The 15084-nt window shown below is 65.1% G+C and carries 12 protein-coding genes; 9 read left to right on the forward strand and 3 right to left on the reverse strand.

The genetic code is table 11. The annotated features are described in order from the left end of the window. The first annotated feature begins 9 nt into the window (after nucleotides 1–9). The 4 genes from accD to Q9293_RS00525 are packed head-to-tail and all read left to right on the forward strand — an operon-like array spanning nucleotide 10 to nucleotide 3718. On the forward strand, nucleotides 10–867 hold the full coding sequence (accD, locus tag Q9293_RS00510; protein ID WP_306249211.1) for an acetyl-CoA carboxylase, carboxyltransferase subunit beta: 858 nt from the start codon (nucleotides 10–12) through the stop codon (nucleotides 865–867). Further along, complete coding sequence (locus Q9293_RS00515; RefSeq protein ID WP_306249212.1) at nucleotides 867–2096, forward strand: folylpolyglutamate synthase/dihydrofolate synthase family protein; 1230 nt, start codon at nucleotides 867–869, stop codon at nucleotides 2094–2096. Before accD ends, Q9293_RS00515 begins: the two co-directional genes overlap by 1 nt. A 33-nt stretch (nucleotides 2097–2129) precedes the next feature. Beyond that, nucleotides 2130–2798: a hypothetical protein gene (locus Q9293_RS00520; RefSeq protein WP_306249213.1), complete on the forward strand. Its 669-nt coding sequence runs from the start codon at nucleotides 2130–2132 to the stop codon at nucleotides 2796–2798. A gap of 17 nt (nucleotides 2799–2815) precedes the next feature. Further along, nucleotides 2816–3718 carry a cation diffusion facilitator family transporter gene (locus tag Q9293_RS00525; RefSeq protein WP_306249214.1) on the forward strand — a complete coding sequence of 301 codons (903 nt, stop codon included), beginning with the start codon at nucleotides 2816–2818 and terminating at the stop codon, nucleotides 3716–3718. A 173-nt stretch (nucleotides 3719–3891) separates the two neighbouring features. On the opposite strand, the gene Q9293_RS00530 is transcribed toward Q9293_RS00525, so the two are convergent. Together Q9293_RS00530 and Q9293_RS00535 are read right to left on the reverse strand one after the other, a co-directional pair. After that, nucleotides 3892–4509, reverse strand: a complete 618-nt coding sequence (locus Q9293_RS00530; RefSeq protein WP_306249215.1) for a flavin reductase family protein — start codon at nucleotides 4507–4509, stop codon at nucleotides 3892–3894. Nucleotides 4510–4511: 2 nt separating this feature from the next. Next, nucleotides 4512–4946 carry a secondary thiamine-phosphate synthase enzyme YjbQ gene (locus tag Q9293_RS00535; protein ID WP_306249216.1) on the reverse strand — a complete coding sequence of 145 codons (435 nt, stop codon included), beginning with the start codon at nucleotides 4944–4946 and terminating at the stop codon, nucleotides 4512–4514. Nucleotides 4947–5039: 93 nt separating this feature from the next. Between Q9293_RS00535 and Q9293_RS00540 the strand changes: the two genes are divergently transcribed. Continuing rightward, nucleotides 5040–6062, forward strand: coding sequence for a hypothetical protein (locus Q9293_RS00540; RefSeq protein ID WP_306249217.1), 1023 nt, complete (start codon nucleotides 5040–5042; stop codon nucleotides 6060–6062). Between the two features lie 75 nt (nucleotides 6063–6137). Further along, nucleotides 6138–7049: a prohibitin family protein gene (locus Q9293_RS00545; RefSeq protein WP_306249218.1), complete on the forward strand. Its 912-nt coding sequence runs from the start codon at nucleotides 6138–6140 to the stop codon at nucleotides 7047–7049. A gap of 1 nt (nucleotide 7050) precedes the next feature. Here Q9293_RS00545 and Q9293_RS00550 read toward each other — a convergent pair whose 3' ends face one another. Further along, complete coding sequence (locus Q9293_RS00550) at nucleotides 7051–8247, reverse strand: S1C family serine protease (RefSeq protein WP_306249219.1); 1197 nt, start codon at nucleotides 8245–8247, stop codon at nucleotides 7051–7053. Between the two features lie 124 nt (nucleotides 8248–8371). Between Q9293_RS00550 and Q9293_RS00555 the strand changes: the two genes are divergently transcribed. The 3 genes from Q9293_RS00555 to Q9293_RS00565 all read left to right on the forward strand — a co-directional run bounded on the left by Q9293_RS00555 (nucleotide 8372) and on the right by Q9293_RS00565 (nucleotide 15042). After that, complete coding sequence (locus Q9293_RS00555; protein ID WP_306249220.1) at nucleotides 8372–9871, forward strand: hypothetical protein; 1500 nt, start codon at nucleotides 8372–8374, stop codon at nucleotides 9869–9871. A 244-nt stretch (nucleotides 9872–10115) separates the two neighbouring features. Then, nucleotides 10116–11546, forward strand: a complete 1431-nt coding sequence (locus Q9293_RS00560) for a hypothetical protein (protein ID WP_306249221.1) — start codon at nucleotides 10116–10118, stop codon at nucleotides 11544–11546. Between the two features lie 73 nt (nucleotides 11547–11619). Then, nucleotides 11620–15042 carry a methylmalonyl-CoA mutase family protein gene (locus Q9293_RS00565; protein ID WP_306249222.1) on the forward strand — a complete coding sequence of 1141 codons (3423 nt, stop codon included), beginning with the start codon at nucleotides 11620–11622 and terminating at the stop codon, nucleotides 15040–15042. Nucleotides 15043–15084: the final 42 nt, after the last annotated feature.

A 15084-nucleotide genomic window follows, 5' to 3' on the forward strand; every position in this document is an offset into this window, starting at 1 on the left:
GGAGTCCCCATGTCGTCATGGTTCGTGAAGAAGCGCCAGCAGAAGACCGCCGTCGAAGAAAAGACTGTCCGGGTGCCCGAGGGCCTCTGGATCAAGTGCGAGGCCTGCAAAGAGCTGATCTACCGGAAAGAGCTCGTCAACACCCACAACGTTTGCCCCAAGTGCGGCTATCACTTCCGCATCGGCGTGGATGAGCGGCTGGAGAACCTCATGGACGAGGGGTGGAAGCCGCTGTTCGGGAACCTGCGCAGCAGCGACCCCCTGGGCTTCGTGGCCATCAAGAGCTACCAGGACCAGCTGAAGAAGCTGGACGAGGCGGGCCAGACCGATGACGCCGTGGTGGTGGTGGAGGGCACCCTCTCGGGCCACCCCGTGGTGACCGCCATCATGAACTTCGACTTCCTGGCCGCCAGCATGGGCAGCGTGGTGGGCGAGAAGCTGCGGCTGGGGGCCGAGCGCGCCCTGGAAAAGCAGTGCGCCTTCATCATCGTCAGCTGCAGCGGTGGCGCCCGCATGCAGGAGGGCACCCTGTCGCTGATGCAGATGGCCAAGGTCAGCGCGGCCCTGGCCAAGCTCGACAAGGCTGGGTTGCCTTATCTCAGCCTGCTGACGGATCCCACCACCGGCGGTGTCAGCGCCAGTTACGCCATGCTGGGCGATCTGAACATCGCCGAGCCCAAGGCCCTCATCGGTTTTGCCGGCCCTCGCGTCATTGAGCAGACCATCAAGCAGAGTCTGCCCGAAGGCTTCCAGCGCTCGGAATTCCTCCAGGCCCACGGCATGGTGGACAAGGTGGTGAACCGCGACCACCTCAAGGATTTCATCGCCGCCTGCCTGGCGTGGATGATGCCCGCAGCCAGGGACTGATGGACGAAGCCTTCACGCCCATCCACATCCCGCGTCTCCAGGAGCGGGGGCACATGGGCATCAAATGCGGCCTGGAAAACATCCGGGCCCTCCTGGGCGCCTTGGGTCGGCCCGATGAGGGCTTTCCCGTGGTGCTCATCGCGGGCACCAACGGCAAGGGCAGCACGGGCGCCTTCCTGGCGCACATGCTCAGGGCCGCGGGGTTCACGGTGGGCTGGACCACCTCGCCCCATCTGGCCGATGTGACCGAGCGCATCTGGGTGGATGGCGAGCCCATCGGCGAAGGGGCCCTCGACCTGCTGCTGGGCGAAGCCTTCGACGCGGAGGCGCGTACGGGCATCCAGGCCACGTACTTTGAATTGATGATCACGGCGGCCCTCCTCGCCTTCCGCATGACCGGCGTGGAAGTGGCGCTGCTGGAGGTGGGCATGGGTGGGCGCTGGGATGCCACCAATGCCACCGAGCCCATCCTCACGGTGCTCACCACCGTAGGGTTGGACCATCAGCAGTACCTGGGCGACACGCGGGAAGCCATCGCCCGGGAGAAACTCTGCACCGCCCGCGACGGCAAGCCGCTGGTGCTCGGCCCTTCCCTTGATCCCGAGTGGATCCGCCCACTGCTCGCCTGCGAGCCCAGCCTGCACGTGGCGCCACGGCTGGGACCGGCGGACATCCGCTGGGATCATTCGCGGGTGGAGGGCAAGCGGGTGGGGCTGGCAGGCCTCCACCAACTGGACAACCTGGCCACGGCCTTTGAAGCAGTGCGGCAACTCCGAGCACAGGGTTTCCCCATTCCCGAGGACCGGCTCTGGGCAGGCGTGGCGCAGGCCCGCTGGCCTGGCCGTCTCTGGCAGGTGCCGGGGCTGGAGGGGGTGTGGATGGATGGCGCGCACAACGTGGATGGTGCCCGCGCCCTGGCTGAGCATGCCCTGGCCTGCGGGGTGCGTCCGCACCTCTACGTGGGGGCCATGGGCGACAAGGATCTGGCCGGCGTGGCGGAGGAACTGAAGCGCATCCGCCCCCTGTCGGTGACCTTCGTGCAAGGGGACGCGCCCCGCTACGCCACGCTGCGTCAGCTCCAGGAGGCTTGGAACCTGGACGCGCCGCTGCTCACACTGCGCCAAGCGGCGACCCACCTGCGGGCCTCGGCCGAGGCTCCTCGCCTGGTCACGGGATCCCTCTACCTGATCGGGGATCTGTTGCGGGAGCTGGGCATCCGGCCATTCTAAGGATTCGGACCCCTTTGGGCCGATGAGGAACCCATGCGGCGGTGTCTTCTCGGTTTCAGCTTGGTCGGCCTCCTCGGTGCTCAGGCGCCCCTCCACATTGTGTCGGTGGAGCGCCGGGGGCTGCCACCCTATGAGGCGACGGACCGGATATACGGGCTCGATGGGGGGCTGCCCCAGGGCCTTCATGTGGGGGACCGTCTTCGGGTGAAACGGGCGGGCGACTACCAATTCATCGGCCGCCTCTGGATCACCGAGCTGCGGGGAGAGCAATCCGCGGCACGCTTCGAGCCGGTGGGAACCTCCTTTCCCATGAAGGGTGACCTGGTGTTTCCGGAGGTGCTGCTGTGGCCGCCGGCGGTGCGGCCCGTGAACCAAGATCCCCTGGCGCTGGTGCAGGCGCCGCTGGCCACCGCCGAAGCCCCGCCTCGGGAAGGCATCATTTATTTCTTGCCCCAGCAAACCGAGGTGAGTCCCGCAGGGGTTCGCAAGCTGGAGGGCTGGGTGAAAGCCTGGGGTGCCTCAGGGCGTTGGTCGGTGCAGGTGCCGTCCACCAAGGCTTTGAGTGCCTCGCTCCTGAAGCAGCGGACGGAATCCCTGCAGGCTGCGCTGCGGGCCTTGGGCATCCAGCAGGTTGGCGTCGAAACCGAGGCCCGGACCCTGGAGAGCAAGTTCGATCCCACTTGGATCCGCCACTGGGACTGAGGCGCTAAGCTGGGCGGATGTCCACCGGATCCACCCGTGCCGTCGCCCTCGCCTTGACCGCCAATGGCGGCATCGCCCTCTCCAAGTTCGCCGTCTTTCTGCTGACGGGCAGCTCCAGCCTCCTGACGGAAGCCATCCACTCGGCCGCCGACTGTGCCAACCAGGTCTTGCTGTTTCTCGGCATGCGCCAGGGCGCAAGGCCCCCCAGCGCGAAGCATCCGCTGGGCCACGGGCAGGCCGCCTTCGTGGCCAGTTTCCTCGTGGCCCTGCTGCTCTTCAGCGTGGGCGGCCTCTATTCACTGGTGGAGGGCCTCCACAAGATCCGGCACCCGGAGCAGCCCCATCACCTGAGCTGGGCTGTGGCACTGCTTCTCTTTGCGGTGGCCTTGGAGGGCTGGTCCCTCCGGGGCGCGCTGCAGGCGGCGGCGACAGAGCGACACGGCCGCTCTCTCCTCCGGTACCTTCGGCAGTCCAGCAGTACCGAGCTGGTGGTGGTGCTGGCAGAGGACATCGCGGCACTGGTCGGCCTGCTGTTCGCGCTGGCGGCGGTGCTGCTGACCATGGCCACGGGGAATCCTGTGTGGGATGGCGTCGGCAGCGTGGCCATCGGCCTTCTGCTCATCGCCGTGGCGGCCTTCGTGGGCGTGGAAGTGACCAGCCTGCTGCTGAACGAGGCGCCACCTCTGGCGTTGCGCGCCCGCATCCGCGCGGCGGTGAACGAGGATCCAGCTGTGAACCACGTGCTGAACCTGGTGGCGGTGATCGTGGGCAGTGATCGACTCATGGTGGCTCTGCAGGTGAAGTTCCATGAGCAGTCCAGTGGCGCGGCCTTGGTGGAGGCCATCAACGCTTTGGAGCGGCGCCTTCACGAGCGCTTCCCCCAGGTCCAGCACCTCTTCGTGGAGCCGGACGAGGGCTGAGGCCTTTCGCATTCAATCCCCATCCCGTGCATCCCCTTCATCCAGGCTAAACATTGTTTTCTTTTGCCAGGATGGAGGGGATGAAGGGGATCTGGATAAGGGTCATTCGGCGGACCCGCCACTTGGCAGCCAGGAATCCCTGTTTATCCGCGTGAATCCGTGGTTGCCCCGTTTCACGGCAGTTCGGAGGGGCCCAGACGGAAGGTCTGGCCCAGGGTTCCGTAGTTGGGCCCGGCCACGGAGGCCAGGCGGGACAGGGGCGTCCACCGGCTCGCATCGGCGCAATCATGCTCCTCGCTCCAAATGCGATCGGCCGCATGGATGCGCACCACGTCCAGCAGGACCAGGGTACTGCCCGGACCCAGCTCAAGCTCACGGTTGAGGCGACATTCCAGGGCCACCGGCGCATCCTGCAAGCGAGGCGGCGCGACGCAATCTGAAGCTTCGATGTCCAGTCCCAGCCGATCCACTTCGCTGATCTCGGGCCCCACTTCGTCGGCACTGGCGTGGAGGGCTTCCAGCAAGGGCAGGTCCGCCAGATGCACCACGGCCTCCTGGTTCTCCCGCAGGTTGCGGTGGGTGTCCTTTAATGATCCATCCCGACGCCGTCCCAGGGTCACAGCCAGCATGGGCGGCCCGAAGATGCCCATGAAGCTGCTGAAGGGCGCCAGGTTCAAATGGCCCTCCGCATCCACGGAGGTGATCCAGGCAATGGGCCGGGGGATGACGAGGCTGGACAGGATGCGGTAGACATCACGCTTGGGCAGGGCACTCAGATCGCGGGTGATCATGTTCAGGCTCCGATGATCTTAATAAGGACGCGCTTGTCGCGGCGACCGTCGAACTCACCATAGAAGATCTGCTCCCAGGTACCGAAATCCAGGCGGCCATTTGTGATCGCGACCACCACTTCGCGGCCCATGATCTGGCGCTTGTGGTGGGCATCGCCGTTATCTTCGCCCGTGCGGTTGTGCAGGTATCCGCCCTGGGCGGGATCGCTGCCCTCGTTGAAAGGCGCCAGCCGCTCCAGCCAGCGGAGGTAGTCCTGCTTCAGGCCGGATTCCTCATCATTGATGAAGATGCTGGAGGTGATGTGCATGCTGTTCACCAGGCAGAGCCCCTCCTTGACGCCGCTTTCATGGACGGCGCGGGCGACTTCCTCGGTGATGTTCACGAAACCGGAGCGTGCGGGAACGTGCAGGGTGAGGACTTTGCGATGGCTTTTCATGGGCGAAGCATAGCCGGGACCGCTCTTCACACCAATTAACAGCTGGGGGCGCCCTGAAGTCACGGCACACTGGAGTCCCCATCAGGACATCCCATGTTCATGCTGCCCGCCCTTGCCTTCCTTCAGGCCCCGGTTCCCGCTCCGGCTCAGGCTCCCAAGCCGGATCCCGTGCCCCCCGCTCGCATCACCCTCACCACGCCCTTCCCGGTACACCTCGGTAAAGTGGGCCCGCGGGAAATCCGGGAAGCGGCCTACGGCATCCGCAGCACCCACGACCGGCCCTTCCACTTTCGAGTGCTGGACCTTTCTCCGGGCGTCACCCTCGACGAAACCCAATTCGCCGAGCCCATGAAGCCGGGGGAATTGCGCACCATCCGGCTCAAGGTGGATCCCTCCGGAATGGTGGGGCACATCAAGGGCGCAGTGCGCCTTGGTACGGATGATCCCACCCAGCCCAGCTACATCTTGCGGTTGGACATGGAGGTGCGGCCGGAAGTGGCGGTGGACAGCGAGCGGAAGAGCCTGGGCGAGGTGGCGCCCCACGAGCGGCCCGAGGCGCGGTTCCATTTCACCCGGGAAGGTGGGGATCCCCTCAAATTGGTGCTGGCCAGTGCGGTTCCCGACTACCTCAGTGCCGACCTGGCCCACGAAGGCACCGCCGCGGACCTGCGCCTGGTCCTGCATCCCGAGCGTCTCAAGCCCGGCGTGGTGGCCGGCCTGGACATCTTCAAGGTGGCCACCAACGGGCCCCAGCAACCCCTCTTCACCCTCTACCTGGATTGGCGTGTGGTGACCCCGGTGATCCCCACGCCCTCGCGCCTGGTGTTCGCCGATCTGGCCACCACCCAGCTGACCGTGGAGCTGGCCGCGCGGGATGGCAAACCCTTCCGCATCACCAAGGCGGACATCCAGGGCAGCGGCTTCGAGCTGGTGGAGGCCCCAGGGCCCGAAGCGGCCAAGCAGGTGTTGAGGGTCCGCCGCGTGGGCCACGATCCCGAGGCCATGCTGGTGCTCACGTGTTCCAACCAGGAGGGGCCCTTGCACATTCCCCTCCGCTTCCTGGATCCCACAGTCAAACCTGCCGATCCAAGTGCCCCTGCGGACCCACGACCTTAGCGGAATATTAACGGTGGTGCGGCTGAGCCCCGGACAGTGGGCCTGTTAACCTGACGCGCCCCTTGGAGGTGCCCTTTGATTCTCTTGGCCGTTCTGCTTCTCGTGGTGGGTGTCCTGGCCTGGCGTTGGAAAACCAAGGTGGGGTTCCCCTTGTCGGCCCGCCTGGCCATCGTGCAGTGGGTGGGCCTGGGCCTGGGCGTCCTTGTCCTGCTGGCCTCCATGGCCGTGGTGGTGCCGCCGGGACAGGCGGGCATCCAGGTGCTGTTCGGCAAGGTGAATTCGGAACCCCTGCCTTCCGGCCTGCACTTCATCAATCCCTTCAGCCAGGTCGTGGAGATGGAGGTCCGCACCCGGAACTACACCATGTCCAACGTGGCGGATGAGGGCCAGCGCAAGGGGGACGATTCCATCGCGGTCATCAGCAGCGACGGCCTCACGGTGAAGCTGGACGCCACCATCTTCTACTCTCTGCAGCAGGCCCGCCTGCCAGAGATCTACCGCACCATCGGTCCGGATGTGGAAGAGCGCATCGTCCGCAGTGAGATCCGCGCCAGCCTCCGCGATGCTGCCGCGGCACTCTCCGCCACGGAACTCTACACCTCCAAGCGCCAGTCCTTCGTGGATCAGGTGACCAAAACCCTGAAGGCCGCCTTCGAGGCTCGCGGCATCAACCTTGAACAGATGCTCCTGCGCAACGTCATCCTGCCCGACCAGATCACCAAGGCCATCAACGACAAGATCAGCGCCGATCAGGACGCCCAGAAGATGGCCTTCGTGCTGCAGAAGGAAAAGCAGGAAGCCGAGCGCAAGCGCATCGAGGCCGAGGGCCAGGCCCGGGCCCAGCAGATCGTGAGCCAGAGCCTCACGCCCCAGATCATCGAGTACCAGCGTATCCAGGCGCTGCGGGACATCGGCGCCAAGGGCAACCTCATCATCACGCCCATGGGCGGCGCCACGCCCATGATCCAGGTGTCCGCCAAGAAGTGATTCAGATGCTGGCGGGCTGGGGTTTAACCGGCTCGCCAGCTTTGGACCCTTTGAGATTGAGCTTCACCTTGATGACCTCTCCACTGCGAAGGACATCGAATTCGATTTCATCCTTGGGGGTCTCCACCTCCAGCATGGCCATGAACTGGCCTTCGCTTTCAATGACGCGGCCCTGATAGGCCAACAGGATGTCACCCATCTCCTTGACCCGGCCCTGGGCATCCACGGAAAGAGGCCGGAGTCCGGCCCGACCCGCCGGAGAGGCTGGATCCACCGATAAGACAAGCAGGCCTTGGGTGATTCCAAGAGACTGTTGAGCAAGGGCGGACGTCATGACCTCGAAGCCCATGCGGGGCGGCTCAAGCCGTGTCCGGGCGATGAGCTTGGGAACGATGTCGTTGAGGGTATCCACGGGAATGGCAAAGCCGACGCCCACGGAGCCCTCCCCTTTGGTGGCCACAATGGCGGTGTTCATGCCCACCAGTCGACCACCGCTATCCAGGAGGGGGCCGCCGGAGTTGCCTGGGTTCACGGCCGCATCGGTCTGAATGGCGTTCAGGATGTGGGTGCTGTAGCCGGTGTCGATCTTCCGGTTTTTCGCGGAGACCACACCCTTGGTCAAGGAATGATCAAGACCGAAGGGGTTTCCGATGGCCATCACGGACTGGCCCACCTGAAGAGATTGGCTGCGGCCGATGGGAATGGGGCGCATGGCTTGGAGGGGGGCGAACACCTGGATGACGGCGATGTCGTAGGCGAAGCTGAACCCAATGACACGGCCTTTGTAGGTTTGCCCATCGGCGAGTGTGACTTCCACCTCCTGGACTTCCGTGATGCGCTGCCCTCCTTCTTCGACCGTGACCACATGATGGTTGGTGACGATGTGCCCCCATTCATCCCAGACGAAGCCTGTGCCTGCTCCGAACGGGATCTTGGCAGAATCCTGTGTTCTGAGATCGTGCCCCTTCAGGATCGCGGATACGAACACCACGCTGGATTTCGCCTCCCTGAAGCGTCGAATGGTGTTCCGTTCCTCGGCACTGAGCGGGGCTTCGGGCGCCACGACCCGGGGCTTGGCGTGGGCCCGGAAGCGTTCAATGGTGGAATCTTCGGTGGGCGTGGCCGGTTTCTGCGCCTTCTGGGCGGCCAAGGGCAGGGACCAGATGGCCAGCAGCGCGATGAGGGTGGCACGAATCATGGGAGCTCCGGGATCGATTATGGGGTCTTGCAACGAAGCCCGCTCCCCATAGCCGTGGACTTGGGTTACCTTGAGCCACATTCCTCCATGGACCCCAGTCATGCCGGACCCCCCAGATCCACGCATGCCCCGCCGCCTCCCCTTGGCTGCGGCCTGCTTGCTGGTGCTGCTGTTGCTGGCAGGGCTGGTCACGGCTTGGCTGCTGAATCGCCGCGGTTTCGGGCAACCCATTCAGGTGCTGCTCGTCCGAGTGGAAACCACCCAGGCCCCGGGGCTCACCCAGGGGGCCCGGCGCACCTTGTGGGATCTCATGACCTGGGATCTCGAAACCCTCGGTCCGGTGTCGGTCACGGACCTCGTCCAATCGCCTGGTTCCGTGCACCTCGAACGCCTGCCGGACACCGCCCTTCTGTTGGAAGTGCTGCCCCGGAAAGAGGGATCCCTTCTGGCCCTGACCATCCGGTCCACTCGGGTGGACCAGCTGAAGTGGAACGGGGACGCCGCTTGGCGCACCACGGAAATCTCGGCCCGCCCACCCGCCGAGGCCTTCAAGGCCATGAGGGGGCGGCTTCCCTTCAGCCTCAGCCCCCCCTTCGATCCGAATCGTTTGCTTCCCGAGGACACCGAGGCGTTCTGGACCCTCCTAGAAGCCATGGAGTGGCGGGAGCATGACGATGGCCTGCTGGGCGCCATGAAGCTGGCCGAGCAGGTCACCAATGCCGAACCCCGGTGCGCCATGGCCTGGATGGCGCGGGGGGACCTGCTCTACCGCCACCTGCTCATCCAGCCCAAAGGCCACCCACAGGGGCAATCCGAAGCGGAACGGTACCTGCGCATTGCCCTGGATCTCGCGCCCAATCACCCGCAGTGTGGATTCCTGCTGGGCCAGCTGAAGACGGATTCCGGCGACCAGCGGGAAGCCTTCTACGTTTTGCAAGGATGCCTCCAGGCCCATCCCCAGAACTCCACGCTTTTCAAGGGACTGGCCTACGCGGCCCGTTGCGCGGGTTTGCTGGATGTGGCGAAGGGAGCCCTCAAGCGCCGGAATCAATTGGTCTTCTCGGAATTCATGCCTGATTCCACGGAGAACACCTATCTCTATTGCGGGGACGTGGCGCATTTCGAGGCGGGATTGGTGGAATTTCCCGGCGATCCCCGGACGGCCCTGGTGCGGTTCTACCGCGGCTACCTGGCCCTGATGCGGGGGGATCGGGCCATGGCGCGGTTCTGGTTCGCCCAAACGCAGTCGCAAAAGGAAGGTTTCACGCAGTTCAAGCAATTGGCGGGCGTGTACGAAGCCATCGCTGAGGGGAACTCAGCCGTGGCCGCTGACCGCCTCAAGAGGCTGGAGGCAGACCGGGTGGGACTGCGCGTGCCCGATGGGGAATTCACCTTCAAGATGGCCGAAGCCTGTGCGCTCATCGGGGATGCGAATCAGGCGATGGGCATGGCATCGCGGGCCTTCAGCCAGGGATTCGGGTGTCTCCGCTGGTACCAGGAGAGTCCGTTCCTCCGGTCCATTCGCGGGACGCCCCGATGGAATGCGCTCATGCAGCACGTGGAGGCGCGGCAGCGCCTGCTGCAAGGCCACTTCTCGCCAGCTCAGTTCGGGATCTACTCCTAGACGCCACAGAGCGTCTTCATTCTACAAGCATGCTTGACCACCATCGGGGGTCTGTGACCGGTTCGACGCGGGTTACCTGATAGGCTTTGACTCGCTTTTGCCCAGCCCGTCCAGTGTTTCGGCGCGGCATGGTGGAGGCCTGTGACGAGATTTTATGCCTCAGCCTGTATCCCGTACCCCTTCCCAGCCCACCAGCCTCCTCCTTGGATTGGCTTTCCTGCTGCTGCTAGGTGGTGGAGGGGCCGTGGCTTGGCTGCTCGCCCGCCAAGGCGTCCGCGCACCTTTGCGCGTGTTGCTGGTGGCACCTGAGGTGGCGGCACCCAGCGGCCTGGATGAGGCTCAGGGCAGAGCCCTGAATGCCATGATCCAGGACCACCTGGAGCACCTGGGCGGATTCGCGGTGACCGTGGTGGGCGAGATGCCTTCGGATGTGAGTCCGCTGCAGGGGCAGGCCCGGACCCTGGTGGTGCAACTGCAGCCACGCCGGCGGGACCAGGCATTGGATCTCTCCTACCGCTTCGTCTGGGGAAGGCGCCTCCAGCCGAAATCGGCTTCGCCGTGGGAGGAGCGCCATGCGAAGGTGCTGCCGCCGGATCGGGCTTTTGAAACCTTCCTAAAAGACTTCCCCCGATCCGTGGACCGGCCTGGGGTCAACCTGGTGCCCAAGACCCCCAGTGTGTTCTGGGATCTGGTGCAGGCCGCCGCCTGGCGGCTGCAGAACCAGCACCTGGAGGAGGCCATGAACCTCGTCGAGAAGACCACCCGCCAGGAACCGGACTGCGCCTCTGCCTGGATTCTCCTGGGGAACCTCCGTTACCGCTGGATGCTCAACAGCACCACGGCCTTCCGACAGGATCAAGTGGACGCCGAGGCCGCCCTGCAGCAGGGGCTGAACCTGGCGCCGGGCCACCCCCGGGGCGTCTTCCTGCTGTCGCTGCTCAAGACGGATATCGGCAACCAGCGCGAGGCCCTCGACCTGCTTCTGCGGACGAGGCACAAACAACCGCACAATCCCACCCTCCTCACCGGCATCGCCTATGCCGCCAGGGGCGCCGGATTGCTGCCTCTGGCCAGGAAGGCCATGGATCTGCGTGACAACCTCGCCTTTGCCAGTCTCCAGCCCCAGGCCGTGGACATCACCTGCCTCTACACAGGTGAAATTTCACGCTTCGAGGCCAGCCTTCAGGAGCAGCCGGGGCATCTTCGGAGTACCTCCGGCGTGCTGCCCTTCTACCGTGGCTACCTGGCCTTGGTGCGCGGCGACCAGGCTCGCGCCCACAAAGAATTCCAGGCGGCAGAGGGATTGGCCAATGGTTACCCGAACATCATGCGCCTCAGCGAGATCTACGATTTGATCCTCCGGGGGGAAAAAGATCAGGCCTGGGTGAAGCTGCGGGAGTACGACCAGGAGCGCATCGGCATGCGCGAACCCGATGGCGAATTCACCATCCGCTTGGCCGAGGCCTATGCCCTCGTGGGTGACCGTGCCAGCGCCATGGAGATGGCCTCTCGTGCGTTTGCCCGGGGCTTCGGCTGTACCGCCTGGTACGAACGCAGTCCCATGCTGGAGCCCCTGCGAACCTTGCCGAAATGGAAGGCTTTGCTGCAGCACCTGAAGGAACGGCAGGCGCTTATGGAGGACCAGTTCCCCCTGGGCCTCCTGGAGGACAACTGACCTTGGGTCAGCCTCTGCTTCGGTTGGAGGGGGATGCCCGGTAGACTTGGACCTCGCCCCACCGGGAGTATCCATGTCCACACATTCGACGGTCAGCGCCGCTGACCATCTGAGCGAAGGCTACGTGCCTCGGCACAAGGTGCGCTTCGTGACCGCCGCCAGCCTGTTTGATGGCCATGACGCCAGCATCAACATCATGCGGCGCATTCTCCAGGCCACAGGCTGCGAAGTGATCCATTTGGGCCACAACCGCGCCGTACAGGACATCGTCGACACCGCCATCCAGGAGGATGCCCAGGGCATCGCGCTGTCGAGCTACCAGGGTGGCCATGTGGAGTATTTCAAGTACATGGTGGACCTGCTGCGGGAGCGCGGTGCGGGTCACATCCAGGTCTTCGGCGGTGGCGGGGGTGTGATCTCCCCGGACGAGATTCGTGAGCTGGAAGCCTACGGTGTGGGTCGCATCTACAGCCCGGAGGACGGCCGCCAGATGGGCCTGCAGGGCATGATCGATGACATGGTGCGCCGCTGCGACATTGATCCCCGCACCACGCCGGAATTCCATCCCCTGGCCCGCCGCATCACGCGCATCGAGCTGGGCGACGTCGCTGCGCTGCCCTCCTCCACCACCTCTCAGCGCATTCCCGTATTGGGTATCACCGGTACCGGCGGCGCGGGCAAGTCCTCGCTCATCGACGAGCTGCTGCGCCGCTTCCTGGTGGACTTCCCCGACAAGCGCGTGGCGGTGCTCAGTGTGGACCCCACCAAGCGCAAGACTGGCGGCGCCCTGTTGGGCGACCGCATTCGCATGAACGCGCTCTACCACCCCGAGCTGCGCGATCGCGTCTTCATGCGCAGTCTGGCCACCCGCAGCGCCGCCCATCGCGCCACCAGCGAGGCCCTGGTGGCCAGCATCGCCGCGGCCAAGGCCGATGGCTTCGACTTGGTGATCGTCGAGACTGCGGGCATTGGCCAGAGTGACAGCGAGATCGCCGACATGGTGGATCTGGCCATGTACGTGATGACCCCTGAGTACGGCGCCGCCAGCCAGCTCGAGAAGATCGACATGCTGGATTTCGCCGATCTGGTGGTGCTGAACAAGGCCGACAAGCGAGGCGCCGAGGATGCGCTGCGCGATGTGCGCAAGCAGTACCAGCGGGCCCACAAGCGCTTCTCGGAACCTGTCGATGAGATGCCGGTCTACGCCACCTGCGCCAGCCAATTCAACGACCCCGCCACCAACTGGCTCTTCGTGAACCTGGTGAAGGTCATCGCCGCGAAGGCCGGTTTGGACTGGGTGCCCAAGCTTGAAGCCGAGGCCGTGAATCCACGCCGTGCCGCCATCATCCCGCCCGAGCGAGTGCGCTATCTGGCAGAGATCGCCGATACCGTGCAGGGCTACAAAGCCTGGGCCCGCCGCCAGGCCGATACCGCTGAGTTGTCCTTCGCGCTCTGGACCAGCCTCAAGGCCCTGGGGGACAAGGTGCCGCCCGCAGGCGCCTTCTACGACAGCAGCCATCTCACCGAGGCGGTGGCGGGGGACCAGGGGGCCGCCATCCTACTGCTTCGCCAGCGCTACCAGGAACACCTGGGCGAACTGAACAACGAAAGCCGTCGCCTCATCCACGACTGGGCCGAGGTGAAGCGCAGCTACGCCGAACCCGAGAACATCTATGTGGTGCGTGGCCGGGAAATTCGAACCGCCAACTACACCACCTCCCTCAGCGGCTCGCTGGTGCCCAAGGTGGCCCTGCCGCCCTATTCCGGCTGGGCCGAGCTGCTGCGCTGGCAGCTGCTGGAGAACCTGCCGGGCCGCTTCCCCTTCACGGCAGGCGTCTTCGAATACAAGCGCGTGGGGGAGGATCCCACCCGCATGTTCGCCGGCGAGGGCACGCCCGAGCGCACCAACAAGCGCTTCCACTACGTAAGCAAGGGTCAGCCTGCCGTGCGGTTGAGCACGGCTTTCGACAGCGTGACCCTCTACGGCGAAGATCCACATGTCCGGCCCGACATCTACGGCAAGGTGGGCAACAGCGGCGTGTCGGTGTGCACCGTGGACGACGCCAAGAAGCTGTACTCGGGCTTCGATCTGCTCTGCCCCACCACCAGCGTGAGCATGACCATCAACGGCCCTGCGCCCACCATGCTGGCCTTCTTCCTCAACGCCGCCATCGACCAGCGGGCCGAGCAGTGGCTGAAGGAGCACGGCCAGTTCGAGGCGGCTCAGGCGAAGATCGATGCCCTCTACGGGGCCAAGGGCCTAAGCCGACCCCGCTATGAAGGCGATCTGCCCGAGGGCAACAACGGCCTGGGGCTGGCCCTGCTGGGCGTGACCTCGGATGAGCTGCTGCCGCCGGAGGTCTACGCCAAACTGCGGGCCGAGGCCCTCCAGACCGTGCGCGGCACCGTGCAGGCCGACATCCTGAAAGAAGACCAGGCCCAGAACACCTGCATCTTCAGCACGGAGTTCAGCCTCAAGGTCATGGGGGACATCCAGGCCACCTTCATCGAGGAGAAGGTCCGCAACTTCTACTCCGTGAGCATCAGCGGCTATCACATTGCCGAGGCGGGGGCGAACCCCATCAGCCAGCTGGCCTTCACCCTGGCCAACGGCTTCACCTTCGTTGAGTACTACCTGTCCCGCGGCATGCACATCGACGACTTCGCGCCGAACCTCAGCTTCTTCTTCAGCAATGGCCTCGACCCCGAATACAGCGTCATCGGCCGCGTGGCCCGCCGCATCTGGGCCGTGGCCATGAAGGAGAAGTACGGTGCCAACGACCGCAGCCAGAAGCTGAAGTACCACATCCAGACCTCAGGCCGCTCCCTGCATGCCCAGGAGATCGACTTCAACGACATCCGCACCACGCTGCAGGCCCTCTACGCCATCTACGACAACTGCAACAGCCTGCACACCAACGCCTACGACGAGGCCATCACCACGCCCACCGAGGAGAGCGTGCGCCGGGCCATCGCCGTGCAGCTCATCATCAACCGCGAGCTGGGTCAGGCGAAGAACGAGAACCCCCTGCAGGGCGCCTTCCTCATCGAGCAGCTGACGGAGCTGGTGGAGGAGGCCGTGCTGTTGGAGTTCCGCCGCATCGCCGACCGCGGCGGCGTGCTGGGCGCCATGGAGACCATGTACCAGCGGGGCAAGATCCAGGAAGAGTCCATGCACTACGAGCACCTCAAGCACAGCGGGGAGCTGCCCATCGTCGGCGTGAACACCTTCCTCAACCCTCAGGCCGCCGAACCCGGCACACCCGAGCTCATCCGCAGCACCGAGGCGGAGAAGCAGCAGCAGATCGCGAACCTCGCGGCCTTCCATGCCCGCAACGCCGACCGCGCCCCGGCGGCCCTGCTGCGGCTGAAGGAGGTCTCCCGCGCCAACGGCAACCTCTTCGAGGCCCTGCTGGACGCCGCCAAGGTATGCAGCCTCGGCCAGATCAGTCAGGCCCTCTACGAGGTGGGCGGGCAGTACCGGAGAAACATGTAGGCGGCCAGCCAACAAAAAACCGGGGCCCGAAGGCCCCGGCCC

The sequence above is a fragment of the Geothrix sp. PMB-07 genome (assembly GCF_030758935.1).
Lineage (GTDB): Bacteria > Acidobacteriota > Holophagae > Holophagales > Holophagaceae > Geothrix.